The organism is Streptomyces sp. NPDC001920, assembly GCF_053594495.1.
In genome coordinates this window covers 62889-88574 of record NZ_JBSFEP010000028.1, presented here as the reverse complement: position 1 = coordinate 88574, position 25686 = coordinate 62889, and the positions used below count along the sequence as shown (strand labels likewise).

General features: G+C 72.8%; 22 protein-coding genes. 9 read left to right on the top strand and 13 right to left on the bottom strand.

Going from position 1 to position 25686, the window contains the following annotated elements:
• The 5 genes from ACWCPI_RS35190 to ACWCPI_RS35170 all read right to left on the bottom strand — a co-directional run bounded on the left by ACWCPI_RS35190 (nucleotide 1) and on the right by ACWCPI_RS35170 (nucleotide 6221).
• Complete coding sequence (locus ACWCPI_RS35190; RefSeq protein ID WP_451042020.1) at nucleotides 1–207, bottom strand: MbtH family protein; 207 nt, start codon at nucleotides 205–207, stop codon at nucleotides 1–3.
• A 133-nt stretch (nucleotides 208–340) separates the two neighbouring features.
• On the bottom strand, nucleotides 341–1090 hold the full coding sequence (locus ACWCPI_RS35185) for a thioesterase II family protein (protein ID WP_451042019.1): 750 nt from the start codon (nucleotides 1088–1090) through the stop codon (nucleotides 341–343).
• Between the two features lie 4 nt (nucleotides 1091–1094).
• A complete protein-coding gene (locus ACWCPI_RS35180) occupies nucleotides 1095–2948 on the bottom strand; it encodes a non-ribosomal peptide synthetase (protein ID WP_451042018.1) in 1854 nt (617 codons plus the stop codon).
• Complete coding sequence (locus ACWCPI_RS35175) at nucleotides 2945–4498, bottom strand: aldehyde dehydrogenase family protein (protein WP_451042035.1); 1554 nt, start codon at nucleotides 4496–4498, stop codon at nucleotides 2945–2947. Before ACWCPI_RS35175 ends, ACWCPI_RS35180 begins: the two co-directional genes overlap by 4 nt.
• Before the next feature lie 88 nt (nucleotides 4499–4586).
• Nucleotides 4587–6221, bottom strand: a complete 1635-nt coding sequence (locus ACWCPI_RS35170) for a BTAD domain-containing putative transcriptional regulator (protein WP_451042017.1) — start codon at nucleotides 6219–6221, stop codon at nucleotides 4587–4589.
• 277 nt (nucleotides 6222–6498) lie between these two features.
• Between ACWCPI_RS35170 and ACWCPI_RS35165 the strand changes: the two genes are divergently transcribed.
• The 3 genes from ACWCPI_RS35165 to ACWCPI_RS35155 all read left to right on the top strand — a co-directional run bounded on the left by ACWCPI_RS35165 (nucleotide 6499) and on the right by ACWCPI_RS35155 (nucleotide 10195).
• Entirely contained in the window at nucleotides 6499–8097 is a 1599-nt protein-coding gene (locus tag ACWCPI_RS35165) for a tryptophan halogenase family protein (protein WP_451042016.1), read from the top strand.
• Nucleotides 8098–8289: 192 nt separating this feature from the next.
• A complete protein-coding gene (locus ACWCPI_RS35160) occupies nucleotides 8290–8928 on the top strand; it encodes a flavin reductase family protein (RefSeq protein ID WP_451042015.1) in 639 nt (212 codons plus the stop codon).
• Nucleotides 8915–10195, top strand: a complete 1281-nt coding sequence (locus ACWCPI_RS35155; RefSeq protein ID WP_451042014.1) for a cation:proton antiporter domain-containing protein — start codon at nucleotides 8915–8917, stop codon at nucleotides 10193–10195. Before ACWCPI_RS35160 ends, ACWCPI_RS35155 begins: the two co-directional genes overlap by 14 nt.
• A 145-nt stretch (nucleotides 10196–10340) precedes the next feature.
• On the opposite strand, the gene ACWCPI_RS35150 is transcribed toward ACWCPI_RS35155, so the two are convergent.
• Nucleotides 10341–11162 (bottom strand): SCO6745 family protein, encoded by an 822-nt coding sequence (locus tag ACWCPI_RS35150; protein ID WP_451042013.1) that lies wholly within the window; start codon nucleotides 11160–11162, stop codon nucleotides 10341–10343.
• Nucleotides 11159–12049, bottom strand: coding sequence for an alpha/beta fold hydrolase (locus ACWCPI_RS35145; protein ID WP_451042012.1), 891 nt, complete (start codon nucleotides 12047–12049; stop codon nucleotides 11159–11161). The genes ACWCPI_RS35150 and ACWCPI_RS35145 overlap by 4 nt, the downstream gene beginning before the upstream one ends.
• Before the next feature lie 262 nt (nucleotides 12050–12311).
• On the opposite strand from ACWCPI_RS35145, the gene ACWCPI_RS35140 reads away from it, so the two are divergent.
• The 4 genes from ACWCPI_RS35140 to ACWCPI_RS35125 all read left to right on the top strand — a co-directional run bounded on the left by ACWCPI_RS35140 (nucleotide 12312) and on the right by ACWCPI_RS35125 (nucleotide 15903).
• Nucleotides 12312–13511, top strand: coding sequence for an acetyl-CoA C-acyltransferase (locus ACWCPI_RS35140; protein ID WP_451042011.1), 1200 nt, complete (start codon nucleotides 12312–12314; stop codon nucleotides 13509–13511).
• A gap of 96 nt (nucleotides 13512–13607) precedes the next feature.
• Nucleotides 13608–14273: an HAD family hydrolase gene (locus tag ACWCPI_RS35135; RefSeq protein WP_451042010.1), complete on the top strand. Its 666-nt coding sequence runs from the start codon at nucleotides 13608–13610 to the stop codon at nucleotides 14271–14273.
• Between the two features lie 63 nt (nucleotides 14274–14336).
• On the top strand, nucleotides 14337–15026 hold the full coding sequence (locus ACWCPI_RS35130; RefSeq protein ID WP_451042009.1) for a TetR/AcrR family transcriptional regulator: 690 nt from the start codon (nucleotides 14337–14339) through the stop codon (nucleotides 15024–15026).
• Between the two features lie 172 nt (nucleotides 15027–15198).
• Nucleotides 15199–15903, top strand: coding sequence for an FAD binding domain-containing protein (locus tag ACWCPI_RS35125; RefSeq protein WP_451042008.1), 705 nt, complete (start codon nucleotides 15199–15201; stop codon nucleotides 15901–15903).
• A 75-nt stretch (nucleotides 15904–15978) separates the two neighbouring features.
• Here ACWCPI_RS35125 and yidD read toward each other — a convergent pair whose 3' ends face one another.
• Both yidD and ACWCPI_RS35115 read right to left on the bottom strand, forming a co-directional pair.
• On the bottom strand, nucleotides 15979–16419 hold the full coding sequence (gene yidD, locus ACWCPI_RS35120) for a membrane protein insertion efficiency factor YidD (RefSeq protein WP_451042007.1): 441 nt from the start codon (nucleotides 16417–16419) through the stop codon (nucleotides 15979–15981).
• Between the two features lie 31 nt (nucleotides 16420–16450).
• Complete coding sequence (locus ACWCPI_RS35115) at nucleotides 16451–16636, bottom strand: hypothetical protein (RefSeq protein ID WP_451042006.1); 186 nt, start codon at nucleotides 16634–16636, stop codon at nucleotides 16451–16453.
• 96 nt (nucleotides 16637–16732) lie between these two features.
• Here ACWCPI_RS35115 and ACWCPI_RS35110 point away from each other — a divergent pair, with 96 nt between their 5' ends.
• The gene (locus tag ACWCPI_RS35110; protein WP_388796464.1) at nucleotides 16733–17029 is read left to right on the top strand and encodes a GlsB/YeaQ/YmgE family stress response membrane protein; all 297 of its coding nucleotides are present in this window, start codon (nucleotides 16733–16735) and stop codon (nucleotides 17027–17029) included.
• 277 nt (nucleotides 17030–17306) lie between these two features.
• Complete coding sequence (locus ACWCPI_RS35105) at nucleotides 17307–17753, top strand: hypothetical protein (RefSeq protein ID WP_451042005.1); 447 nt, start codon at nucleotides 17307–17309, stop codon at nucleotides 17751–17753.
• Nucleotides 17754–17775: 22 nt separating this feature from the next.
• On the opposite strand, the gene ACWCPI_RS35100 is transcribed toward ACWCPI_RS35105, so the two are convergent.
• The 4 genes from ACWCPI_RS35100 to ACWCPI_RS35085 form a co-directional block, all read right to left on the bottom strand.
• Nucleotides 17776–22359: an nSTAND1 domain-containing NTPase gene (locus tag ACWCPI_RS35100; protein ID WP_451042004.1), complete on the bottom strand. Its 4584-nt coding sequence runs from the start codon at nucleotides 22357–22359 to the stop codon at nucleotides 17776–17778.
• Nucleotides 22360–22383: 24 nt separating this feature from the next.
• Nucleotides 22384–22800 (bottom strand): CU044_2847 family protein, encoded by a 417-nt coding sequence (locus ACWCPI_RS35095; protein WP_451042003.1) that lies wholly within the window; start codon nucleotides 22798–22800, stop codon nucleotides 22384–22386.
• 125 nt (nucleotides 22801–22925) lie between these two features.
• Nucleotides 22926–23789, bottom strand: coding sequence for a hypothetical protein (locus tag ACWCPI_RS35090; RefSeq protein ID WP_451042002.1), 864 nt, complete (start codon nucleotides 23787–23789; stop codon nucleotides 22926–22928).
• The gene (locus tag ACWCPI_RS35085; protein WP_451042001.1) at nucleotides 23786–25438 is read right to left on the bottom strand and encodes a protein kinase domain-containing protein; all 1653 of its coding nucleotides are present in this window, start codon (nucleotides 25436–25438) and stop codon (nucleotides 23786–23788) included. Before ACWCPI_RS35085 ends, ACWCPI_RS35090 begins: the two co-directional genes overlap by 4 nt.
• Between the last annotated feature and the right edge of the window lie 248 nt (nucleotides 25439–25686).

Genomic DNA, 25686 nt, shown 5'->3' with positions numbered 1-25686 from the left:
TCAACTGCCCCCGCCCCGGGCCGCGATGGCCGCGGTACGCACGCTGCGCGGGCGGGTGTCGCTCCAGCGGGCGTCCACATGGGCGACGCACTCGTCCTCGGTGCCGCTGAACCCGGTCGGCGTCCAGCCGTCGGGCAGCTCGCGTGCCACGGGATACAGCGCGTACTGCTCCTCGTGGTTGACGAGGACCTGATAAATGGTGGGCACGACGTCCTCCGGGCTCGGTCGTGTGGGCTTGGGGCTCGGGCACACGGGTCTCGGGCAGGGGTGGCCCTGCGGGCTGGTTCGTGACATGACGTGATGTCACGTGACGCTGGATTTGCTGTGATGTGACGTGGCGTCAGGTAGTGCCGGCCGGTGCCGCGGCGGCGTGCCGCAGCAGTCCCGCCAGGTGCTCCAGGAGCGCCTCCGGGCGGCGCAGCACGGCGTGGTGGCCGCCCCGGACGCGGTGGACGTGGAAGGCGCCCGTGGTGACCGCGGCCCACCCGGCCAGGTCCTCCTCACTGACGGTGTCGTCGCCCGTGGCTCGCCAGGTGTGCACGGGGAAGGACAGCGCGATGCCGGGGGAGTGGGTGTAACTCAGCGACAGCACCGCGTCCTTGCGGAGCATCGCGACCATCAGCGCGCGGGTGTCCTCGTCGAGGAAGGAGGGGTCGAGGCCGGCGGTGTCGAACAGCTTGTCCAGCTCGTCGTCGTCCTCGACGATGCCCCGCCCGGCGCCGTCCCAGTGGCCGGGCGCCCGGCAGGCACTGACCACCAGCGCGGCGGGCCGCACCCGGCGGGCGACCTCGTAGCCGAGGAGCCCGCCGAAGCTGTGGCCGAAGACGACCAGAGGGCGTCCGCCCGCGACGACCGGCCGCAACTCGTCGGCGATCGCCTCGACGGCCTCACCGAACGTCTGCGGCATCGGCTCGCGCCAGCGGTTCTCACGGCCCGGCAGCTGCGCGCCGTACACCTGCCCGATGCCGGCGAGGGCCGGCGTCCAGGCGCGGAACTGCTGGCAGCCCGCGCCGGCGGGCGGCAGGCACAGCAGCGCCGGGAGCGCCTCGTCGTCGGGACCGGACGGCCAGGTGGAGAGCCAGCGGCCCATGGCGTCAGGCCCCCTCGGCTGCGAGGACGGGCTCGGCCGCCGCGGATCCGCTTCCGAGGACGGGTCCGGCGGCCTCGCCGGCCGCGGCAAGCCGGTCCAGTTCGGCGGCGAGGTCCCCGACCGTGGGCCGGGCGAGCAGCTTGCCGAGCGTGAGCGGCAGACCGGTGACCCGGCGCAGCTCCGCCACGACCCGGGCGGCTGCCAGGGAATGGCCGCCCAGCTCGAAGAAGTCGGCGTCCGGCCCGGGGACCTCGCACTCCAGTACCTCGGCCCAGACCGCCATCACCGCGCGTTCCCGCGCCGTGCCGGCCGCCGGCTCGGGTGCCCGAGCCGGTGCGGTGAACCCGGCGGCGAGCGCCGCACGGTCCGCCTTGCCGGTGCCCAGCGTGGGGATACGGTCCACCACCCGGACCGTGGCGGGCACCGCCGCCTGCGGCAGCAGCGCGGCGCAGTGGGCGGCGACCTCGGCGGCCAGCCGCTCGGAGGTACCCGCGTCCGGGGCGGCGACGACCGCCAGGCCCAGCGACTGGCCCGAGGCGAGCGGGCAGCAGGCCGCGGCGACCACGCCGGGCACCTCCGCGGCGATCCGCTCCACCTCGCCCAGTTCGACGCGGTGGCCCCGCACCTTGACCTGGTCGTCACGCCGCCCCCGGTACTCCAGCTCGCCGCTCGCCAGCCGGACCACCACGTCCCCGGTGCGGTACATCCGCGCCCCGCCGCCCTGGAACGGGTCGGGCAGGAACCGGGCGGCGGTCAGGCCCGCGCGGTTGCGGTAGCCCCGGGCCACGGCAGGCCCGCCGAGATAGAGCTCGCCCTCGGTCCCCGCGGGCACCGGGCGCAGGTCGTCGTCCAGGACGTACGCCCGGTAGTCGGGCAACGGCCGTCCGATGCTGCTCACGTCGTCCCCCCGTTCGCTGTCGGCCCAGGTCGCCGCGATCGTGGCCTCCGTCGGCCCGTACACGTTCAGCAGCCGCCGGCCCCGGGCGTAGCGCGCGGCGAGCGCCGCCGGGCAGGTCTCGCCGGCCACGACGACCACCTCCGCCTCGTCGAGCGCGCCGCCGTGGGCGGCCAGCAGCGACGGGGTCAGGGAGGCCGTGCGCAGGCCCGCGGGCAGCGGCTCGCGGCCCTGTGCGTCGGCGCGGCGCAGTCCGTCCAGGGACAGGTCCACGAGGGCGACGCCCTGACCGTGGACGAGGTAGAGCAGCGTGCACCACAGCCAGCCGTCGAAGGCGGGCGAGACGGCGTTGAGGCCGAGACCACCGGACGGCAGGCCCACTGCGGCCAGCGCGCCGAGGAAGGTGTCCAGGCCGCGGTAGGTGACCTCGACGCCCTTGGGGCGGCCCGTGGTGCCGGACGTGTAGATGACGTACGCGCATGTGTCGGGCGCGGGGGCGGTCACGGCGAGCTTCCCGCTTCCGGCGTCGGCCGGGCAGACCGTGCGGATGCCCGCGAGGTCGAGCCCCTCGGGGACGTCGGCGGCGACCAGCAGCGAAGCCTGGGCGTCCAGCAGGACCGAAGCGAGCCGCTCCACCGGATGGCCCGGATCCAGCGGCACGGCCGTGGCACCCAGGCTCCACACCGCGAGGAGCGCGGGCACGCTCTCGCGGGAACGCCCGAGGAGCAGTCCGACGGCGCTCTCGGGCCCGGCGCCGGCGGCGGCCAGCGCCGCCGCGGTGGCGGCGGTGCGCGCGGTGAGATCCGCGTAGGTGAGGGTGCCGTCCTCGGCCGCCACGGCGGGCGCGTCCGGCTGCTCACGGGTCCAGCGCGCCAGCGCGGCGAACAGCGGGGGGACAGTTCCCCCCGACGGCCCGTGGGCGGGCCGCGGGGCCGGTACGGAACCGGCGTGCTGGGCCGTCATCCGTCGTTCCTCTCCTCGTCGGGGACAGCGGTGGGTGCGGCCGTCGCGGCCGCCGGGGGTGCCGAGGCCGGAGCGGTGCCGCGCAGGCGCGGGCCGACCACCGGTCCGCCGCCCCCGCCGCGCTGCGGCAGCTGCATCGACTTGGTCTCCAGGAAGGCCTCCAACCCGGCGGTCCCGCACTCCCGGCCGATGCCGGACTGCTTGAAACCGCCGAACGGCGCCGCCGGGTTGAACGACCCGCCGTTGACGTCGACCAGGCCGGTACGGAACCGGCGTGCGACGCGCTCGGCCCGGCCGTCGTCACCGGACCAGACCGCGCCGTGCAGCCCGTACCGGGTGCCGTTGACGATCCGGACCGCCTCGTCCTCGTCGTCGTACGGGATGACGGACAGCACCGGCCCGAAGATCTCCTCCTGGCCGATCGTCGTCAGCGGGTCGACGTCGGCGAAGACGGTCGGCCGGACGTAGTAGCCGGTGTCGAGACCGGCGGGGCGGCCGGTACCGCCGTGCGTCAGACGGGCGCCGCCCTCGGACGCGCCCCGCGCGATGTAGTCGGTGACCCGCGCGTGAGCGGCGGCCGACACCAGCGGGCCCAGGTCGGTCGCGGGATCGCGGGGGTCGCCCGTGACGTACCCGTCCATGATCCGTCCGGCCAGCTCCACCGCCTCGTCCTGGCGGTCCCGGGGGACCAGCAGCCGGCTCCACTGCAGACACGTCTGGCCCGTGTTGAACAGCACCTGGTCGACGGTGGCGCCCACCGCCGCGTGCAGGTCGGCGTCGGGCAGGACCAAGGAGGCGTTCTTGCCGCCGAGTTCGAGGTGGATCCGCTTGACGCCGTCGGCGCCCAGGGCAGCGACCCGGCGTCCGGCGCGGGTGGACCCGGTCAGCGACACCACATCGACCAGCGGGTGGGTGACGAGCGCCGTGCCGACGGTGTCACCGGTGCCGACGACCATGTTGACCACGCCGGGCGGCAGATCGGCCTCCGCGAACACCTCGGCGAGGAGCCTGGCGTGCAGCGGTGTCAGTTCGCTCGGCTTGTGCACGACGGTGCAGCCGGCCGCGAGGGCGGGCAGCAGCTTCTGCACGGTCAGCAGCAGGGGCACGTTCCACGGGGTGATGCACGCGGCGACACCGGCGGCCTCACGGACCACCAGGGAGTGGCCGACCCGCTGCTCGAACCCGTAGGACACGGCGGTCTCCACGCAGTGCGCCGCCATGCCGACGGCCAGGCCGACGTGGGTCTGCAGCGCCATCCGCGACGGCGCCCCCACCTCGGCCGTGATGATCCCGGCGAACCGGGTGGCGTTGCGCTCCAGCCCCTCGACCACCCTCCGCAACAGGGCCGCCCGCTCCCGGGCGGGGGTGACGGACCAGCCGGGGAAGGCGGTGGCGGCGGCGCGTACGGCCAGGTCGGCGTCGCGGGTGGTCCCCGCGGGCACCGCGGCGAGCGGCGCTTCGGTGCTGGGGTCGGTGACGACCAGCCGGCGATCGGCGTCGGACGTCGTCCAGCGGCCCCCGATGAAGTGGTCGTCGTAGCGGGGCGGCACAGCGCCCGGGGACGGCTCGGCCGTCGGTACGGCGGAGCCCTGCGGCTCGGTCAGCACGGTCACGGTGGTTCCTCACTGGGTCGCTCGGTCACGGTATGCGCGGAGGCGGGACGAGCCCCGGGGCCGGCCCGGGACGGGGGGCGACGGCCCAGGGGCCGACCGCCGGACCGGTGAGACGGGGTGCGGGACGGGTGTCGGCGCGGGCAGCGGCGGCGCGACTCGCGGTGTCCGCCGGGCCGAAGGCGGTGGCGCGTGCTTCGGGTGGGACGCCGTGGCGGTTCTCGGGCGGCCGGGTGGCGGGACCGACCGGGGGCCGGGCGTCGGCACCGATACCGGTACGGGCTTCGCGCCGGGTCTCGGGACCGATACCGCTACGGCCTTCGGGCCGGGCGTCGGTGCGGCCACCGGTACCGACTTCGGGCCGCGCGTCGGTACGGCTACCACTACGGCCTTCGGGCCGCAGGCCGGTAGGGACCTCGAATCGGGCCGCAGCGCGGTCACCGGGCCGGACCCCGGCGCGAACCTCGGGACGGGCACCGGCACCGGCCTCGGGCCGAGTGCCGACAGGCGCACCGTCACCGACGTCGCGTCGGCCGCCGCCGCGGGCGTCGGACCGGGCGGCAGGGAGGACCGCGGGCCGGGCGTCGCCACGAGGCGCGGGCCGGGCGTCGCCACGAGGCGCGGGCCGGGCGTCGCCACGAAGGTCGGACCGGGCGTCGCCACGAAGGTCGGACCGGGCGTCGCCAAGAAGCTCGGACGGGGCGTCGCCACGAGGGTCGTGCCGGACGACGTCCGCGAGGACGCCGGGCCGGGCGCCGCCACGGGCGTCGGGCCGGGCGCGGCGTAAGGGGCGCGGGCGCAGTCCCGTGGCGGACCAGCCGGGCGCGGCGGGCACTCGGGCCGAGTGCTCGGCGGGCACCGTCGCGGGCGGCAGAGCGACGGGCAGGATCGCTTGCAGCAGCCGGTCGGTCTCCCGGGACGGCGCCACCGCGAGGTCCTCGCGCAGGCGACGCGCGCACAGGTCGTACCAGCGGCGCACGCAGGCGTGTTCGCCGAGCTTGCCGTGCGCCGTCATCAGCGCCCGGTACGTCTCCTCGTGGTGCCGGTCGATGCCGAGGGTGCTGCGGCAGACCTCGATGAGCTCGGGAAAGTCCTCGCGCTCGACGGCGTCCGCGCGCAGCACCTCCAGCGCGCGCAACGCCAGCGACCGCAGGTACTCGCGCTGCTCCACCACCCAGTCCGCGCTCTCGCCGCGCAGGAACTCCCCCGCGTACAGCGCCACGGCGGACCGCAGCCGTTCGCGGGCGGCACCCCGGTCGCCGGCGCCGGCGGCCCGGAGCCCGCTGTGCACCAGCTCCCGGAAACGGTCCACGTCCGACCAGAGGTCGGCGACATCCAGGACGTAGCCGAAGTCGCGGTAGGACAGCCTGATCCCCGATGCGCACGGGCTGTCGGGGTGCGCGTCCAGGACCCGGCGCAGCGCGTGCGCGGCCACCTTCAGCGAGCTGTCCCCGGCACAGCGGTCGGAGCCCGGCCACAGCGCCTCGTACAGCCGCTCGCGGGTGAGGGTCTGACCGCGGTGGATCACCAGGAACTGGAACAGCCCGCGCGCCTTGCCGGCCCGCCAGCGCCGCACCGGGGCGCCGTTCACGGTCAGTTCGAAGTCGCCGAAGAAGCGGATGCGTACCGCCTGCCGTGCGATTCCGGTCACCGCGGTCGTCATCGCGTCCTCCCGGGGGCCGTCGTATGCCGTTCTGCCTGCGGCGAGTCTGTTCCCCGGCTCTACACGCGCCCTATATCGGCCGGATCCCGCTGCTGTAGGTCCGTCATAGAGCCGCTCCCCAGACTGAGTCTCCGATGGCCCGGGCCGCCGCCACCGGCGGTGGACGGCCCCGGTCCGGACACGGCCGGCCCCAGCCCGGTCCCCCCACCGCACGTCGCCCCTCCCCAGCTCCTCGGCTTCCGGCCGTGACTCCCGACTCCGAAATGAGGGCTGCTCCATGACCAGCACCGACACCCGACTGAAGAAGGTCGTCATCCTGGGCGGTGGCACGGCGGGCTGGATGACCGCCGCGTATCTCGGCAAGGCCCTCCAGGGCACCGTCGACATCACCGTGCTGGAAGCCCCGGCGATTCCGCGGATCGGGGTCGGCGAGGCGACGGTGCCCAACCTGCAGCGTGCCTTCTTCGACTACCTCGGCATCGCCGAGGACGAGTGGATGCGCGAGTGCAACGCCAGCTTCAAGATGGCGGTGCGCTTCGTGAACTGGCGCACCGAGGGCACGGGCGAGGCCACCGCCCGGGAGCTGCCCGACGGCCGGCCCGACCACTTCTACCACCCGTTCGGTCTGCTGCCCGACTACGACCAGACGCCGCTGTCGCACTACTGGTTCAAGCGCAAGTACGAGGGCAGCACCACGGAGCCCTTCGACTACGCCTGCTTCCGCGAGCCCCCGATCATGGACGCGATGAAGGCGCCGCGCTGGCTCGACGGCCGCTCCGCCACCCGCTACGCCTGGCACTTCGACGCCCAGCTCGTCGCCGACTTCCTGCGCCGCTTCGCCACCGAGAAGCAGGGCGTCCACCACGTCCAGGACGAGATGACGGAGGTCCGCCAGGACGCCCGCGGCTACGTCACCGCGCTGCGCACCCGCGGCGGCCAGGAACTCGACGCCGACCTGTTCGTCGACTGCTCCGGCTTCCGCGGGCTGCTGATCAACAAGGCGATGGCCGAGCCGTTCATCGACATGAGCGACCACCTGCTGTGCGACAGCGCGGTCGCCACCGCCGTCCCGCACGACGACGAGGCCGGCGGCGTGGAGCCGTACACCTCGGCCATCGCGATGTCGTCCGGCTGGGCCTGGAAGATCCCCATGCTGGGGCGGTTCGGCACCGGCTACGTGTACTCCAGCAAGTTCACCGAGAAGGACGAGGCCACCGCCGAGTTCGCGGCGATGTGGGGCCTCGACCCCGAGACGACGGCGTTCAACCACATCCGCTTCCGGGTCGGCCGCAACCGGCGCGCCTGGGTGAAGAACGTCGTCAGCATCGGCCTGTCGTCCTGCTTCCTGGAGCCGCTGGAGTCGACCGGCATCTACTTCATCACCGCGGCGATCTACCAGCTGGCCAAGCACTTCCCCGACACGACCTTCAACCAGGGCCTGATCGACAGCTTCAACAACGAGATCGAGGTGATGTTCGACGACACCCGCGACTTCATCCAGGCCCACTTCTTCTACGCGCCCCGCAACGACACCCCGTTCTGGCAGGCCAACAAGAAGCTGACCCTGCCCGAGAACATCCAGCGCAAGATCTCCGCCTACCGGGCGGGACTGCCCATCAACTCGCCGATCACCGACGAGTCGACGTACTACGGCAACTTCGAGGCCGAGTTCCGCAACTTCTGGACCAACGGCAGCTACTACTGCATCTTCGCGGGCCTGGGCCTGGAGCCCGACGCGCCCCTGCCGGCCCTGGCGTACAAGCCGGAGTCGGTGGCTGCCGCCGAGCCGCTGTTCGAGACGGTCAAGCGCCAGCAGCAGAACCTGCTGGAGACGCTGCCCACCGCCTACGAGTACCTCAAGCGACTGCACGGGTAGCGGCGGGCCGGGGCCGGGCGCGGCCCAGCGTCCCCTCCCTCGCATCTCACCGGCACCGCAGCACTCCGGCGCGGAAACCGGCGGTCACCCCCCGGGCCGCTCCGGCTTCCGCCGCCGCTCCCACGGCCCGGCGCCCGGCGCAGTCATCCGGGTGCCGGGCCGCACTGCATCGTCCTCCACAGGGAGTCAGACATGCCCAACTCCGCTCGACACCCGGACACCCCGGGCGGCGACCGCAACGAAACGGCCGCCGCCGCGGACCGCGCCGCACCCCGGGCCACGGACCTGCGGCCCTTCATGGCCGCCTTCCCCTCCGGCGTCAGCGTCGTCACCGCCCTCGACGCCGACGGTCTGCCCCGCGGCATGACGTGCAGCTCGATGACGAGCGTCGCCCTGGACCCGCCCACCCTGGTGGTGTGCGTGCGCACGGCGAGCCCGACCCTGCGGGCCCTCCTCGACCAGGGTCAGTTCGCCGTCAACCTGCTGCACGAGCAGGCCCGTTCGACCTCCGACCTCTTCGCCTCCGGAGCGCCCGACCGCTTCGACCGCGTCGGCTGGCGGCTGCCGCTCGGCGCCGGCGGCCCGCACCTGACCTCGTCCGCCCATGCCATAGCCGACTGCACCGTCGTGGAGAGCGCCGCCTTCGGCGACCACACGGCCGTCTTCGCACAGGCCTGCCGCATCAGCGTGCGCCCGACCGCACAACCCCTCCTGTACGGCCTGCGCCGCTACGCCGAGTGGTCCGCCGCCACGTCCGGCCCCCCGCCGGCCGCGCTGCCGCTCCCGACCCGTTCCGTCCCGGCCGAAGGAGCCGCCCGTGTCCGCAGGTGAGGCCATGCCCGCCCTGCTCGTCGCCGTTCCCGCCGCCGTCCTCGCCTGCCAGGCCGGCGCCGGCCTGCTCAGACGCCTCGGCCAGCCACCCGTGATCGGTGAGATCACCATGGGCATCGTCCTCGGACCGTCCCTGCTCGGCTGGCTCTGGCCCGAGGCGCAGCACTGGCTGTTCCCCGAGTCCGTCCTGCCGTACACCTCGGTGCTCGGCCAGCTCGGCCTGCTCGCGTTCATGTTCCTCGTCGGTCTGGAGCTCGACCTGGGCGCGCTGCGCGGCAACTCACGCACCGCCGTCGCCGTCAGCCAGGCCGGCATCCTGCTCCCGCTGGGCATGGGCGCGCTGCTCGCCTTCCCGCTGTACGGCCACCTGGCCCCCGACGGCGTCGAGTTCACACCGTTCATGCTGTTCGTCGCGGTGGCCATGGCCATCACCGCCTTCCCGGTGCTGGCCCGGATCCTGGTCGACCGCGGCCTGTACGGGACTCCGCTCGGCGCCCTGGCGATGGCCTGCGCGGCGGTCGACGACGTGATCGCCTGGTGTCTGCTGGCGTTGGTGGTCGCGTTCAGCACGGCGGGCTCCCCGCTCGACGCGCTGACCGCGGCAGGGTTCACCGTCGCCTTCGGTGCCGCCATGCTGCTGGTGGTGCGCCCCCTGCTCGCCCGGTTGGCCCGGGGGCGGGTGGACCGCGCGAGCGACGGGGCCGTGATGGTCCTGCTGTTCAGCGGGCTGAGCGTCTCCGCGCTGGCGACCGACCTCATCGGGGTGCACACGCTGTTCGGCGCGTTCCTGTTCGGCGTGGTCACCCCGCGCGGCCACCGCCGTATCGAGGCGTCGGCCGCCCGGCTGCGCGCCGTGGTGGTGCCGGTGCTGCTGCCGCTGTTCTTCGTGCACACCGGGCTCAGCACCGAGATCGGGACCCTGGCCGCCGACCCGGTGCAGTGGCTGTGGACCGGGGCGCTGCTGGCGGTCGCGGTGCTCGGCAAGTGGGGCGGGGCGGCGGGCGCCGCCCGGGCCTGCGGGCAGCCGTGGCGGCAGGCCATGTCGATCGGCGCCCTGATGAACTGCCGGGGCCTGACGGAACTCGTGGTGCTGTCCATCGGCCTGGAACTCGGCGTGATCGGCCCCGAACTGTTCACCATGCTGGTCCTGGTGGCCCTGATCACCACGGCGGTCACGTCCCCGGCGGTCTCCCGCTTCGTGCCGGCCCGGCCGGTGGTCCCGGTCCCGGAACCGGCTGCCACCGCCTCGGCCGAGCCTCGTCCCTGAACCCCGGCGAGGGCACCCGTCGCCACCGTCGCTGCCGTACGTCCTGACCGCGGTCGACCGCTTTCGCCGGCGTACCGAAGCCGAGTCGGTACGACCCGGCAGCGGGCGCAGTGCCCACGGTACCGCCGGAAGGGAGGTGGCCGGATCAGCGCAACCTGAGCAGGCCGGCTTCGACCACGGCCCGGCCGAAGGCGCTCGCGAGTCGGGCGAGACGCTCGCAGCCGGCTTCGCCCAGAGCGGCGTAGGCGGGAAGGGCCAGACGGTCCGTACGGTCCTCGATGTGGCGCCGCAACGCGACACCGTCCGGACTGAGCAAGTCGCCGTCCAGCAGGCCCCGCTCGCGCAGCCGCTCCTGGGCACCGGCCCACTCCGCCTCGGGCCAGGCGCGGCTCGCCCTGAGGAAGTCGACGGGCACCTCCCCGGTGGCGGCGTGCAGGATCAGGGCTTCCAGCCCCCCGACGCCCTCGCTCAGCAGGCACGCGACATGGCCGTCCCCCCGGAACTCCCTGAGCAGCGTCTGGGCGTGCCACAGACGCAGTACCGGCTCCTGGGGCCAGGGCAGCGCGGCGTGCGCGGCGAAGAGCGCGCGGCCCTGCGCATGTTCGCAGGCACTCTCGGCGGCCCGGCGGGTCAGCGCCACGACCTCGTCCAGGGCGGGAAGCTCGTGGAGTCCCGCCCGTCGCAGGGCCTCGTCCGCCGCCGCGTACCGGGCGTCCAGCACGTGCTGCGGTGTCGTCCCGTCCCAGGCCCCGTCCAGCGCCCGCCGTACGAGGTCGGGGTTGAAGTTGTAGAAGGTCGAGACCACCAACTCGACGGATGCGCGGCCGAACGCGGCGCTGCGGGAGGTGAAGTACCCGGCACGTCCGCTCAGTCCCAGCTCCGCGTACCGTCGCCTTGCCTCGGGGACGAAGTAGATCATCCCGTGTACCGGTTCGAGTCCGCGCCAGGCCGCGCGCGCTGCCTTCATGAGTCACCTCTGTCGGGAGTCGCAGAACGGGGAGTACGCGCCGCGGCCGGGAACTCGCCGTGCTCTCGCAGGTGTTCGAGCAGCATGCGGCTCAGGGTGTCGGGAGCCTCCTCGGGCACCCAGTGGCTGACGTCGTGCAAGGTCTCGAAGCGGTACGGCCCCTTGACCCGCCGCCCGGTCTCATGTGCGGCCGCCGCGCCGAACGCGCTGTCCTGCGTGCTCCAGACATACAGCGTGGGCACGTCGATGGCGCCGATCGTGCCGTCGGGGCGGCCGGCCCGGTACCAGTTCAACGCGGCGGTGAGAGCACCTGGCCGGGACAGGTGCCGGACGTAGGCGTCGGCACTGTCCTGCGGGACCCTGCCGGCGAAGGCGGCGCGCAGTTCTCGCGCGTCGTGGGCCAGCATGCGCTGCTCGGTGGCGGGCGTCTCACGCCAGTCGATCATGTACTGCGAACGCTCGCGCTGATCGTCGTCGGTGCGCAGGGCGGTCGCCAGTGCGCCGGGATGAGGCGTCGAGACGACGGTCAGGGTGCGTACGCGCTCAGGGTGGGCATCGGCGGTCCACCAGGCCACCGCGCCGCCCCAGTCGTGGCCCACGAGGTCGAACGCCGCCCAGCCCAGTGCCTCCGTGATCGCGAGGACGTCCCCGACGAGAAGGTCCATGCGATAGTCCTCGGGCCGCTGCGGGCGGGCTCCGGGGGAGTACCCGCGCTGGTCGGGCGCCACGACCCGGTGGCCGTGGGCGGCCAATGCCGCGATCTGGCGCCGCCAGACCAGCCCGGTCTGTGGGAAGCCGTGCAGCAGCAGCACCGGGCGGCCCTCCGGCGGCCCTGCCGTGATCGCATCGAACACGCCCGCACCGGTGGTGATGCTCAGCTCGGTCACGCGGTCCACCCCTTCATACCGACTGGTCGGTAGACTCTCGGCAGGGGGGTGCACTGTCAAGACCGCGAGTGGTGCGGACCCGCGTAGCCGGCGCTCGCTGGAGGGGGTGGGGGGAGCCGGGTCCGGTGAGCCAGGCTGTTGAACCTGACGTCGGATTCAACTATAACCATCCGGAAGTCGGCTCCCGTCGGCTCACGGAAAACGCACTCCCGGCCCCGGCCCAGGGACGACCCGGGCCACCCCTGGAAACAGTGAGGCGACATTGAGGGAAGCAGTCATCGTTTCGACGGCACGCACGCCGATCGGAAAGGCCTACCGCGGCGCGTTCAACGACACCCAGGCGCAGGAACTCGCCGCCCACGCCCTCTCCCACGCCGTACGGCGCGCGGGACTCGAGGGAGGCGAGGTCGAGGATGTGATCTTCGGTTGCGCCGTGCAGCAGGGGGCCTCCGGATTCAACGTCGCGCGTCAGGCCGCCCTGCGTGCCGGACTTCCGGACACCGTGCCGGGGATGTCGATCGACCGGCAGTGCTCGTCGGGTCTGATGGCGATCGCGACGGCAGCCAAGCAGATCGTCGCCGACGGCATGCAGGTCGCCGTCGGCGGCGGCGTGGAGTCGATCTCCCTGGTGCAGAACGAGCACATGAACACCCACCGCATGACCGATCCCTGGCTCGTCGAGCACAAGCCGAGCATCTACATGCCGATGCTGCAGACCGCGGAGATCGTCGCGGAACGGTACGGCGTCAGCCGCGAACGCCAGGACGAGTTCGCCCTGCTGTCCCAGCAGCGCACCGCGGCGGCCCAGGAAGCCGGCCGGTTCGACCAGGAGATCGTCGCGCTCGAGAGCGTCAAGAAGGTGACCGACAAGCAGTCCGGGGCGGTACGGGACGAGGAGGTGACCCTGACGCGGGACGAGGGCAACCGTGCGTCGACGACCCTCGAAGGTCTGGCCGGGCTCGCGCCGGTCCTGCCCGACGGTCGGGTGAGCGCGCGCTCCAGCGTGACGGCGGGCAACTCCTCGCAGCTGTCGGACGGGGCATCGGCGTCGGTGCTGATGGAGGCGACAGAGGCCGAGCGCCGCGGACTGCACCCCCTGGGCATCTATCGCGGCATGGCGGTCGCCGGTTGCGCCCCGGACGAGATGGGCATCGGCCCGGTGCTCGCCATCCCGAAGCTGCTGAAGCAGCACCAGCTCACCGTCGACGACATCGGTCTGTGGGAGCTCAACGAGGCCTTCGCCTCCCAGGCGTTGTACTGCCGCGACGAACTGCACATCGACCCTGAGCGGTTCAACGTCGACGGCGGCGCGATCGCGGTCGGTCATCCCTACGGAATGACCGGTGCCCGCCTGGTGGGGCACGCCCTCATCGAGGGCAAGCGGCGCGGTGTTCGGTATGTCGTGATCTCGATGTGCGTCGGTGGTGGCATGGGCGCGGCCGGACTGTTCGAGGTCGCCTGAGTCCGGCCTCACCCCTACGGAACCGGTTCCGGAGCAAGCACCGCTGCCTCGTACGGGGTGGCGGTGAGCCGATCACGAGAGAGAGGTGTGGTCACCGTGCCGCACACGGTTGCAGAGGCCCGAAGCGCGGTCCTGGTCGACTTCGGTGGAGTGATCACCTCCAGTGTGTTGCGGGCGTTCACCGACTTCGGCGCCTCCCTCGGCGTCGATCCGCGCCTGCCACTGGACCTCCTGCGCCGGGACCAGCCGTCGCGCACCCTCTTGGCCGACCACGAGTGCGGCCGTATCGGCACCGAAGCCTTCGAACGGGGATTCGCCGAACGGCTCCGGGTGCACGGCGCCGAGGTACCGGCCGAAGGACTGACGGCCCGGATGCAGGCGGGGATGTCGATCGACCAGGAGATGCTCGCGCTGCTCGGTGATCTCCGAGCCGCCGGCCACCCCGTCGCACTGGTGTCCAACTCGTTCGGCACCGGCACCTACGACGGTGTCGACCTCGCGGCCGTCGCCGACGTGATCGTCATCTCCGCCGAGGTCGGCATCCGCAAGCCGTCCCGGCGGATCTACGCGCTCGCGTGCGAACGTCTCGGCGTGGGCCCCGAAGAGGCCGTCATGATCGACGACTTGCAGCAGAACCTCGACGGAGCCGCTCGGATCGGCATCCGGGGCGTCCTGCACAGCAGCGCCGCCGAGACCCGCCGCCAACTCGCCGGACGCTTCGGAATCAGCGGGCCGCCCGGTCACCGTACCCGCCCTCACTGAGCAGCTCTTCTTCCACCTACGCAGCAGGTGATGACGGCCTCGGATTCAAGTACAGTCACCGCGATGGACAGCACCGCGCCCGAGGACACCGACGACGAGCAGGCACCCCCCGTGGCGCCCCTGTCACTCCTTCGCGAGCCGCCCGCGACGCAGCGCGGAGCGCGGACACGGGCCGCTTTGGTGAAGGCGGCCCGCAAGGTGTTCGAACGGGACGGCTATCTGGACGCCCGCCTGACCGACATCACGAAAGAGGCCCGGTGCGCGGCGGGCTCGTTCTACACCTACTTCACCAACAAGGAAGAGGTACTCGCCGCCGTCCTGCTGGAGGCGCAGGAGGACATGATGCACCCCGGCATGGCCCGGGTGGAGGACGCCGACGACCCGTATGCGGTGCTCCAGGCCAGCAACCGCGCGTATCTCCAGGCCTATCGGCGCAACGCCAAGCTGATGGCGCTGCTCGAGCAGGTCGCGCAGGTGGAACCGGAGTTCCGCAGGTTCCGCAGCCGACGCGCCGACGCGTTCGTCCGCCGCAACGCCCGCGGCATCGCCGATCTGCAGGCGCGGGGTGTCGCGGACCGCGAGGTCGATCCGATGCTGGCCTCCCGTGCGCTGTCGGGCATGGTCAGCGTCATGGCGTACAACGCCTTCGTACTCGGCGAACCGCTGGAAGAAGGCAGGCCGGTGGACTTCGAGGAGCTGGTGTCGACGGTGACCCGGCTCTGGGCGAACGCCCTGCGGTTCCCTGGCCCCTGATGACGGGCGGAGCCACAAGGCTCCTGCGGCATGGCTGATGCGCCACCCGGGTTCCGTGCTCATGTGAGCCCTTCATGCGCCCCCCGTCGGAACGATTGTCTTACTGCGAGACGGGTGGCTGAAAACCACCATGTGCTGCCCGTCCGGCTCTTGAGGAAGGCAGGGTGTCACTGTGCTGTTGCGTCTCCCCACATCCGTGTCCGATGCGCAGGAGTGTCTGGCCGAGGGGGCTGTGCCCATCGGTGGGGCGACCCTGCTGTGGGCCACCTGGCAGCGGGAAGGCTTCCCGGCCCTGGCCATGTCACTGCGTGAGCTGCCGGAGGCCAACGTCCTGGAACGCGGCGCCGTGGGCGGCGCCGTGGTGCTGCATCAGTTGGACGAGCGGATGCCGGACGCCCTGCGCCTGGCCGCCGCCCAGGTGGGCACCGGTGCCGTACGCCGCAGCGCCACGGTCGGCGGCAACCTCGTCGGCAGTGCCCTTCGCTGCCTGCTGCCCGCTGCCCTCGTCCTGGACGCCGGCGCCACGGTGCTGGAACCCGAAGGCGTCCGCGAGACGGATCTGTCGGAGGTGGTGGCCAAGCGTGCGCTCCTGCTCAGCCTCCGCTGGCCCGAGCCGATCGCCAGCACGTTCACCAAGCTGCCCGCTGAGGCGTCCGGGCCGCCGCCCCTCGTGGTCGCTTCGGCGGTCCACGCCGCCGGCGACGGGCTGCGTACCTTCCGGGTCGCCGTCCGCGACGGCTATGAAGTACTGAGCGCGACGGCCACGGGCACCGACTGCGCCGATACTCTCCCCGCACTGCGGGGGACGGCCCTGGGCGAACTCCCGCCCGCAGCCTGGGACGTGATCGGCTCGCAAGCCGCCGCCCTCCTGCCCTGAGAGCCTGTGCCGCACCCGCGCCGGTACGGGCGAGGCACAGCCGCAGGAGACGATTGGGCAGCCGGGGCGGGGTGGTCAGCCGCGACCAGGTGGCACCGGATCGCGGAAATTCCGGCGCAGAGCCGCCCCCGGCCGGCACCGCAGCAGGCGCGCCAGGATCAGCCGGCCGCCGCGCAGGGCGCCGTGGCGGTGGAGCGCCTGCACCGCGTAGGTGGAGCAGCTCGGAGTGTACGGGCAGCACGCCGGGCGGGCCGGGCTGACCGTGACGCGGTAGTGCCGTACGGACCGGTACATGGCGGCGGCCACCCTCCCGCCCGGTGGGGGCGCGGCGGGGTCCGGCCCGTGGCCGCCGGCCACGAGCGAGGGGCGCAGGACGGCCAGCAGCATGGCGGCCTGCGCCCCCACACCACCGCAGCAGCAGGGATGCGCCAGCGTGTCGAGCGTGGCCGCGCAGCAGCCCTCGCCCTCCTCGCCGTCCGCGTTCTTCCTCCGGCCGCGCCGACTGCTTCCCGCCACTGTCCGCCCTCCCCGTCGCATCACGGAAAGATCATACGGAGGAACGGGGCGGGCCCGGCTGCGCGTTGGGGCCCGCGTCCAGCGACGCACGGGGCGCCGGTCCGACGGGCCGCGCCACCGGCGACGGCATCGGCACCGTCGACAGCTTGCTGCGGCGCCGCGGCCCCGCGCCTGGTTCGCTCCCGCTGCTGTCGTAGTCGGGCTCAAGCTCGCGCACGAGGGACAGTGGCAAAGCCCGCCGGCTCCACTGCGCAGTTTGGCAGCCCCTTATGTGGAAACACGTCCGGCGAACCGAAAGCAAGGGAGACTTGTCATGGGCATCATTGCGTGGATAGTCATCGGTCTGCTCGCCGGGGCAATTGCCAAGGCGCTCATGCCGGGCAGGGACCCGGGCGGAATCATTGTCACCATGCTCATCGGCATAGCCGGAGGTCTGCTCGGCGGCTTCCTCGGCAAGGTGATCTTCGGTGTCGACTCGATCGACGGCTTCTTCGATCTGTCCACCTGGATCGCGGCGATCGTCGGATCCGTCATTCTCCTCGCGCTGTACCGGGTCTTCACCAACCGCGGGCACGGTCGCGGCCACCGGCGGGGCCACGCTCACGCCTGACCCCGCCCTCCTGGCCGACAGGCCCCACCTTCGGGTGGGGCCTTCGTGCGTTCCGGGACGGGTGGCGTCGCTCCGCGCCGGGTGTCCGTCGGCGAGGTGCCATGTCCACCAGGGGCGTGCCGCGGCGGTCCTCTCGGAGGAATTCCGGTGTGGTCGCGTGCGAACCGGCGACGCGGTGGTCAGTAAGCAGACGAAAGGAACGCCATCGGCATGGCACCGGGCCGTACGGGGCCGTGCCGCAAGGAGCCCCGAACGACCCGGTTGAAAGGCAGTCACCATGACCACACAGCGTGAAACCCGTCGGGTGAGCGACGCGGTGTTCCAGGCCGTCTACGACTCGCCGGCCGCGCTGCCCGGCCGCCACCGCTGGACCACCAGGGCGGAGGACGTACGCAAGGTCGAGGAGCTCCTTGGCATGGAGGCCGGGACCATCGGGGCTCCGCTCTGGGTGAGCGGCGACTCGCGCGCATGCGGATCATGCGGCCGCGAACCGAGCTGGCTGGACATCGTGTCGTCGGCACTGACCCGGACGCATGACCCAGCCATGATCGCGGAAGTGATCCTGGGCGACCAGAAGTACGTGAACACCGAGGCGCCCGAGGCCATCGACGGGCTGATGTGCCACGGCTGCGGCAGCGCGATCACGGATCTGCGCAGCTTCAAGTGCCACAACTGGGCCTACGCCTTCGAGGACCTCCAGGTGGTGCTGGAGCGGATCCGCTGACCGACGCACCGGGGCGCCGGGCTCAGGGACACAGTCCGGAGATCTCCGACGGGGCGAGGAACTGCTCAAGGTCCGACGCGTCGAAGGCGTCGAAGACGGCCACCTCGTCCTGCGCGTCGTCCGGCCGGGAGATCGACTGGTCCAGGCGCAGCATCCGGCACACCCGCTGCAACGCCCGCTCGGGAACCGCGGACTCCACGTCGACCAGCCGGACAGTCCTGCCGGACGACATCGCGATCAGGGCCCCGTCCGCACTGAACGCCACCTTCGCGTCGCCCTCCTCGGGGAAGGCGCGCATACCTTTCAACGCGGCCACCTGCTTCCTGGCCCGGGTGTCCCACAGCCGAACGGTGCCGTGGGCGTCGCAGGAGGCGAGGAGAGTGCCGTCCGGGCTGAAGGCCAGGCCCTGGATGCTCACGCGGGTGTCCGGCACACGCCGCCACGACTCCTCTGCCGTATCGGCGCTCCGCACGACGACCGAGCCGTCGGCCCCCGCACTGGCCAGCGTCCGACCGTCCGGGCTGAAGACCAGGGCTCTGGCCTCCAGTTGGTCGGCGTCGCGCACCGCACGCAGCGTGCCGTTCCCCGTGTCCCACAGCCGCAGCCGATCGCTGATGTCGTAGGTGCTCACGGTGCGGGAATCCGGGCTGACGGCGAACGCGGCCACGGGCTCGCCGGAGCCTCGCAGGGTGTGCAGTGCCCGGCCGGTCGCGGTGTCCCAGAGACGTACGGTCCCGTCCCGGCCCTCCGACACGAGGATCCTGCCGTCCGGGCCGAACTCCACCTGGACCACGGCACCCCGGTGCCCGCGCAGCACGGCGCGCTCGGGTTCGATGACGCCCGCGTCGGGATGCGGGCCGAACCAGAGCCGAACCGTGCCGTCCTCTCCCGCCGTTGCGACGCTCTCGCCGTCCGGGGTGACGGCCAGGTCGTTGACGGCGTCCTCGTGCCCCGTGAGGACGCCCTTCCAGCTGCCGTCCGTGCGGTCCCAATAGGTGACGCCGGCATCGTCGGTCATGGTGATGACGGTGTCCTTCACCGAGCTCACGATCGCGTCGTCGGGGAGGCTCTCCTCACTGTCCCAGCGCCGTACCGGCACCCCGGTCCGGGTGTCCCACAGCAGGGTGCGACGGTCGGCGGCCGTGGTGACGAGGTCCTTTCCGTCCTGGCTGAATTCCATCGACCGGATGGGCCGGTTGTGCCCGTCGAGCTGAGGAAGGGGCCGCACACGGCCCGTCGCCCAGATCCTGACCCGGCCGTCGTGGTCGGCCGTGGCCAGCAGGGTGCTGTCCGGGCTGAAGGCCAGCAGTTCCTGCGCGGCGGCGGAGCCTCGCAGCACCATCCGGTCCGCGTGCTTCGTCGCCTCGTACAGCCGAGTCGTGCCGTCGTCCCCCGCCGTGGCGAGCAGGTTGCCGTCGGGGCTGTAGGACACCGCGTTGACCGTCTGGGCATGGGCCGACAGATACGTGTTCAGCACACCCGTGTCCGCATGGTTGACGAAGGTGAACCCGTCGTCGGACGCGGTGGCGAGCCGCTTGCCGGGACGGTCGAAGGCCAGACCGTTGACGGCCCCAGTGTGTTCCCGCACCGTCGCCGTCAACCGGCCCTTGCCCACGTCCCAGACGCGGGCGGTGTGTTCTCCGCCGCCGACCGTGGCCACCCGCTTGCCGTCCCGGCTGAAGGCAACGGCGGTGACCCCGCTCCCGTGCCCGGGCAGCGTCGCCTTGTGGCGTCCGGTGCGGGTGTCCCACAGACGTACGGTCTCGTCGTCGCTGCCGGTTGCGACGGTGCGGCCGTCCGGACTGTAGGCGACGAGGCCGACCGGCTCGCGATGGCCGCGCAGGCGGAAGCGGGTCTTGCCGGTGGCCGGGTCGAGCAGGAGGACGTCGCCATGGGCGGTGCTGACGGTCGTGGATCGCCAGTCCGGGCTGACCGCGGCGGAGCCGGTCGCCTGCGGCTCGCCCCTGAAGGTACGCAGCACCCGGCTGGTGGTGGTGTCCCACAGGCGTTTGACGCCGTTCGCGTCGCCCGTCATCAGCCGCACACCGTCACGTGCGGGAACGACCGAGACGACCGCCGACTCCGTCTGCCGTTTCCCTGCCCGTGGCGCGAGCGTGGCGATGCGGCGTGCCGCCACGGGGTGCCAGAGCTGGGTTCGGCCGTCCTCCAGTCCCAGCGCGAGGACTTCGGTGTCCGGCGCGAACGCCATCGCGGTGACCGGGCGGACACCGGGCTCGGTCCGCAGAATCCGCAACAGGGGCCGGTCGGACGCCTGGTAGAGGCTGTCCGCGGCCTCCTGCGTGGGACTGCGCCGGTAGGCGGCGACGGCCAGGACAGCGGCGAGTTCGGGATCCGTGGCCGCGAGAGCGAACGACGCCGACGCCAACTGGCGCGCCTGCGCGACCTGTTGGGCCTCATGCGTCCGGGTGCGCTGCCACTGGGCCAGACCCGCTGCCGTGAGGACGAGTACGAGCAGGAGTGCCAGGGTGACGTTCAGACGCCGTGCACGGCGCACGGCACGGCGCGCGTGCCGTTCACTCGCCGCGACGAACTCGCCCATCTCGGAGGGCAACCGGCGCTGTCGCCGCCAGACGCGGCCGTCCTCCAGCGCCGTGCCGGAGAGCAGGTCCTGGGCATCGCCGTGTGGCTCCCAGCGGGCGTACTGGCGGCGCGCGGTGTCCAGCCACGCGGTGAACCGCCGGTCGCGTTCCACCCATCTGCCCAGGTTGTCCCAAGCGGGTATGAGTGCGTCGTGGACGAGTTCGGCCACTGGCTCCCCGGGCTCTTCCAGCTCGCCGGCCCGGTTCCCGGCGGCGGCCCCGGCGGTGACCAGCGGGCTGCCGGTGAGCACCCTGAGCACCGTGTCGAAGTCGGCGTCGTCCTGGGTGTCGGGTGCCTCCGGAGCACGTGATCGGGACCTCCTCGTCAGGAAACCGACGGATCGGCCCCACACCGCACGCACGCCTCGCGCCCGCTCCGGCGCGGGAGCCGCCTCCAGCGACAGCGCCCGCAACTCGGCGATGGTGCGCCGACGCCGAGTCGCCGGGGTCTTCCGCTCGACGTCGGCGGGCTCGACCAGGGCTGCCAGGAAACGCTGTGCCGCCAGATGCAGCCGGGGCTCCAGACGGGCGAACAGCGCCTCCTCCGCACGCACCAGGATCCTGGTGACCTCGCCCGCGCTGCGGTAGGCGTCGTGGGTCAGCGCACCACCGGTCCGGTGCTCCCAGAGCTGTCGCAGGGTGAGCTGGAGCAGCGGCAGCAGGGTCACGGGGAAACGGTCGGCGTGGCCCGGGTCCTGCCCGCCGGAATCCGGGGAGAGCCGGGGCAGCTGGTCGATGATCCGGTCCCGAAGACCTTCCTGAAGGCTGTGGTTGGCCTTCCTGGCGGGTTCTTCGATGATCTCCGTGATCTCGTCTCGTGTCAGCGCCGCCGGCACGTTGACCACGCGCAGATCCGGGGCGTCCAAGAAGTCCGGCACCGCGGACGCGAGCCGGGAGTAGAAGTCGTCGCGCATGACGAGCAGCAGGGTCAGGCCCGGATGGTGCGCGCGCAGGCAATCGGTGAGCTGCCGCAGCGCCCTGGCTGCGGCGGGCGTGGCGGCCGCGAGCAGTTCCTCGAGGGGGTCCACGACGAGCAGCAGCCGGTCGTGACGCGGATCGTCCCGCAACGCCTGCGCCACCGCTCCGGCGAGTCCGCTCTCCTCGACGCCCGTGACACCGCCCGCCGCCAGCGGACCGTCGAGGCCGTCGGTCGGGCGTACGCACAACTGCCGTTGCCGCTCGGTCTTCGCCACCTCGGGCAGCACTCCTGCGTGTACCAGCGACGTCTTGCCCGCGCCCGAGGGCCCGAGCAGGAGCAGCCCGCCTCGTCCCGCGCACGTGCCGAGCGCGTGCACCAGACGTTCCACCGCGGCGGAACGCCCGTGGAAGTAGAGATCGTCCTGCGCGCAGTACGGCTCCAGGCCCGGGTAGGGCCGGTCCTCGGCGAGGGCGAGTTCGGGGCAGGCGCGGCGCAGCGCCTCACTGGTCGTGGCGTACGCGATGTGCTGCCCGCGGGCCATGCGGTCGGGTACGACGAGCCTGGTCACCATGCCGATGACGCGCCCTGTTCGGTCGTCGGCGACGGGCCCTCCACTGAAGCCCTTCGTGATGTCGTTGGCGTGGGTCAGCTGCAAGAAGTCGTCCGCTTCGCCGTCCTGGGAGGGCCGCGGCAGGAAGTGCGCGGCGACCGCACCGCCGAAGTGGCCGCCGGGCCCGGCCTGCGCCGGATAGCCGTACGCGTGCACCGGGCCGCCGAGGGAATCCGCGGCGGCCCCGAGCGTGACCGGCGTGATCACCGTCGTGTCGACGGGACGATCCAGTTCGACCACGGCGACGTCCTGCGCGTCCTCGCCCTGCCAGCCTTCGGCGCGCACTCGGCCGGTCCGCACCGAGTCGTGGCCCTCCCCGGCGTGCGGGAAGTCCAGACGCACCGCGTCGCCAGGACCGGCCCCGGCGGCCACCGCCACGTGGGCGCAGGTCAGCACAAGGGTGTCGGTCACCAGCACGCCCGCTCCGGCCACGGCCCCGCCGGCCTTCAGGAGCCGTGCCGTGCTCGTCTGCAGCAAGGAGCCGTGCGACGGTGACACGGCTCAGCCCGTCCGGTGCACGCCACCTGAAGCGGGCGGCAGCTCCGGCCCGGTGCCTGACTGCTCGTCCCCGTCCTGCGTGGCCGGATCGGGCTCCGCGTCGGATCTGCGCCACACCAGCCGCACGGCGAGGTTCGACTTGACGGCGGTATTGGTGATGACGACGCCCGCCGACGTGGACAGATCCACTCCGAACTGGACCTCGACCTCGTGCGGTCGGGCCGCCCGCAGCTGGTCCAGGACCGCTTGTGCCGTCTCCCGTACCGGCGCCAGGGCCGACTGCAGTGTGCCCGGCAGGTCCCGCACCGCATCACCGATGCGGCTCGCACCCACGGGACTCTCGTCGTGCCGAACGCCCTCGGGCGCTTCGAACAGGATGAACCCCCCACCCTCCAGCGGTACCCGCGTGAAATCGCCCATTCCCCACCCCGTCGGCTCACCGCCGCCCCGGCTCCCCTGCCTGGGACGATCGCACCCGAATTGTGCCTCAACGGACGCAGGCCCGTACCGCGGAAACCCGGATTCACTCACGCCGTGCCGGGCCGTCAGCGGCAGTCGTAGGTGAACCGGGTGGCGACCGTGCGGTGGGCGGGGGAGAGGATCCGCAGTTCGGCCCGCGCCGTGCGGTGACCCTCGCCGCGGAAGGTCCACAGCAGGTGCAGCCGCGCCTGCCGCTGGCCGCGGACGACTTCTTCACGCAGCACTCCGGAGGAGGTGCCGTCGCTGCGGATCCAGCGGTAGGAGAGCGTTCCCGGACGGCCGTTGGTACGGACGAGGGCGACGATGTCCGCGGTGTCCGCACATCCCAGCACCGTCGGCCGCGATGTCACAGCCACCGTGCTCACTTCGACGGACGGCCCGAGGCGCTGCCAGGCGAGGAACGCAAGGACGCAGAGCAGCACCACCGCGGGCAGCGCGTGTCTGCGCAGGTTCCGGCGCGGGCGGACCGGTTGCACCGGCACGGTCGGGAGCGTCCGGTGGGTGCGGTGTGCGACGGCGGCGCTCACGCCCGGACCGAACCGCAACACGGTGTCCTCACCCGGGTCGGCCGGGGGCGTCGGCCACGTCGTCGAGTCCGACTGTGCGGGGAGCGTGTCGTCCCGTCGGGGCCTTTGTATCCACTGGCTGCCCAGCACGGTGGCGCTGTACTCGGCGCCGTCGGGGTCGTGCCCGTCGCCCACGCCGCGCCCCTCGGCCGGGCCCGGGGAGAGGGTGATGGCGTGTGCGTCGGTGGAGGCGAGGACCTGAGTGGGCTCCTGCTTCTCGGCGGGGGCGAGGACCTGAGTGGGCTCGTGGTCGTCGGCGGGGGCGAGGACCTGAGTGGGCTCGTGGTCGTCGGCGGGGGCGAGGATCCGAGTGGGCTCATGGTCGTCGGCGGGCCCGGGAGCGCGGTCTTTCTGAAGGGTCATCGAATGTCACACTGCCTGGTCAGAAGCTGCTGAGAGGCACCTCCGTCGGCCGAGCCGGGGTTGGTCGTGGCCTGGACCGACCAGTAACAGCCGGTGTTCTGGAAGGTGTGGTCGACGGTGATCGAGTACTGCGTGGCTCCGCTGCGCGTGACGGTCACCGGCGCGCCGTCGGGGGTGCCGAGCGGCCCCGCGACGGGGCCCGTGAACCACGAGACGGAGAGGGAGAAGGGCCCGGTACCGTCCGTGGTGACGCTGAAGGTTGCCGTCGCGGTGGTGGGACCCGTCTGCCGGAAACCCGACACCGCGACGTCCTTGACGGCGGGTGCGGCAGGCGGTGCGGGGGAGGCGGTCGTCGGCGTGGCCGTGCTCTCCACGCCGCCGGGCGGCGTCGTCTCGGGGCCCCCGGCCGAGGTGGCGGAGGCCGGGGGTGCCCCGGTACCCGTGGCCACCGGGACCGAGGGCGAGGCGCCGGGTGACGACGACGGGCCGGCCGACTCGGTGGGCGTGGAGGACGGGGACGGGGAGCCCGAGGCGGTCGGCGCGGTGGTCCCGGCAGGCTCCGCGCCGGGCTGGGCACTGGTGGTGGCCAGCGCGTGCGCCGCCCGTTGCGAGGCGGCCCCCGGGGCGTTCGGGATGCCGTAGGTCAGGAGAACGCCGAGGACAACGGCGGCACCGGACACGAGCAACCCGGACCGGCCGGGCAGCCACGACCGGACCGGCGCCGGACGCGGCCCTTGACTCAGGACCGTGCGTGCGGTGTCCGTGGTGGTCCGGGGGGAGCTGCGGGCCGAGGGCAGCAGCAGCGGCAGCAGTGCCACCAGCGAGGCGAGTCGACCGCGGCCGCGTTCCTCCCAGTCGGGCCCGTAGGCGGCACCGGCGACCCTTTCCAGTTCCGCGACGAACTCCGCCTGCCCGGGCCGCTCCGCCGGATCCTTGGCCAGACCTCGGCGAACCAGCTCACGCACCTCCTCGGGCGCCTCGTCGGCGGGGACGGGTGCCTCGATGTGCTTCAGCGCCAGCTCGGCGAGGTTGTCGCCCGCGAACGGCTTGTGGCCCGTCAGGCACTCGAAGAAGGTGGCCGTGGCCGCGTAGACGTCGGCGGCGGGGGAGGCGGGCGCGCCGGTCCACTGCTCCGGAGCCATGTAGGACGGCGTCCCCGCCACACCGGCGGTCGTGCCCGCGTCCACCGCGATCCCGAAGTCGACGAGCTTGGACCACCCGTCGGGCATGACCAGGACGTTCTCCGGCTTGTAGTCGCGGTGGACGACGCCGACACGGTGCGCGTCGACCAGTCCCAGCAGTGATCCCTTGAGGATGACGAGGGCGGATTCGGGGTCGAGCGGACCTCGACGGCTCAGCAGACCGCGCAAGGAGACACCGTCCACCAGTTCCATGACGATGGCGGCGCCGTGCGCGCTCTCGACGTACTCGTACAAGCCGGTGACGTACGGGCTCTCCAGGTCGCCGAGCAGTCGCGCCTCCGCCCGGAAGCCGTGCACGAAGCCCGGCCGGGTGCGCAGTGAGTCGCAGAGGTACTTCACCGCGACCGGAGTACCGGTCTCCTCGTGGACGGCCAGGACGACCCGCCCGCTCGCCCCTGACCCGAGTTCGAGCGACTCGGTGTATCCGGGCACTTCCCATGTGCTCATTTCGTCCCCCCGAGACCGGCTGGTGCACTGCCGCGGTGTCGTCGGAGCCCGACGACTGCGCCGCGACCATGCCACGCGCTCAGAGACACATTTTCGGCCACTGCGGTTGCGTGACCAGACGTACCCGCGAGGTGTGCTCCGACCGTGACACGGCGACCGCGGGAGAAGTGGACCCGACAGTGGGCGAGAAGCGGCCCCCCGGGCACGGTGGTGCCGAGCGGAAGTTCTCGGCGCGGGGGCCGGACACG

Excerpts from the sequence above, each read along its gene's own strand:
- ACWCPI_RS35185 (WP_451042019.1), bottom strand. The coding sequence starts at position 1,090 with ATGGGCCGCTGGCTCTCCACCTGGCCGTCCGGTCCCGACGACGAGGCG.
- ACWCPI_RS35180 (WP_451042018.1), bottom strand. The coding sequence starts at position 2,948 with ATGACGGCCCAGCACGCCGGTTCCGTACCGGCCCCGCGGCCCGCCCAC.
- ACWCPI_RS35170 (WP_451042017.1), bottom strand. The coding sequence starts at position 6,221 with ATGACGACCGCGGTGACCGGAATCGCACGGCAGGCGGTACGCATCCGC.
- ACWCPI_RS35165 (WP_451042016.1), top strand. The coding sequence starts at position 6,499 with ATGACCAGCACCGACACCCGACTGAAGAAGGTCGTCATCCTGGGCGGT.
- ACWCPI_RS35160 (WP_451042015.1), top strand. The coding sequence starts at position 8,290 with ATGCCCAACTCCGCTCGACACCCGGACACCCCGGGCGGCGACCGCAAC.
- ACWCPI_RS35150 (WP_451042013.1), bottom strand. The coding sequence starts at position 11,162 with ATGAAGGCAGCGCGCGCGGCCTGGCGCGGACTCGAACCGGTACACGGG.
- ACWCPI_RS35130 (WP_451042009.1), top strand. The coding sequence starts at position 14,337 with ATGGACAGCACCGCGCCCGAGGACACCGACGACGAGCAGGCACCCCCC.
- ACWCPI_RS35110 (WP_388796464.1), top strand. The coding sequence starts at position 16,733 with ATGGGCATCATTGCGTGGATAGTCATCGGTCTGCTCGCCGGGGCAATT.
- ACWCPI_RS35105 (WP_451042005.1), top strand. The coding sequence starts at position 17,307 with ATGACCACACAGCGTGAAACCCGTCGGGTGAGCGACGCGGTGTTCCAG.
- ACWCPI_RS35095 (WP_451042003.1), bottom strand. The coding sequence starts at position 22,800 with ATGGGCGATTTCACGCGGGTACCGCTGGAGGGTGGGGGGTTCATCCTG.
- ACWCPI_RS35090 (WP_451042002.1), bottom strand. The coding sequence starts at position 23,789 with ATGACCCTTCAGAAAGACCGCGCTCCCGGGCCCGCCGACGACCATGAG.
- ACWCPI_RS35085 (WP_451042001.1), bottom strand. The coding sequence starts at position 25,438 with ATGAGCACATGGGAAGTGCCCGGATACACCGAGTCGCTCGAACTCGGG.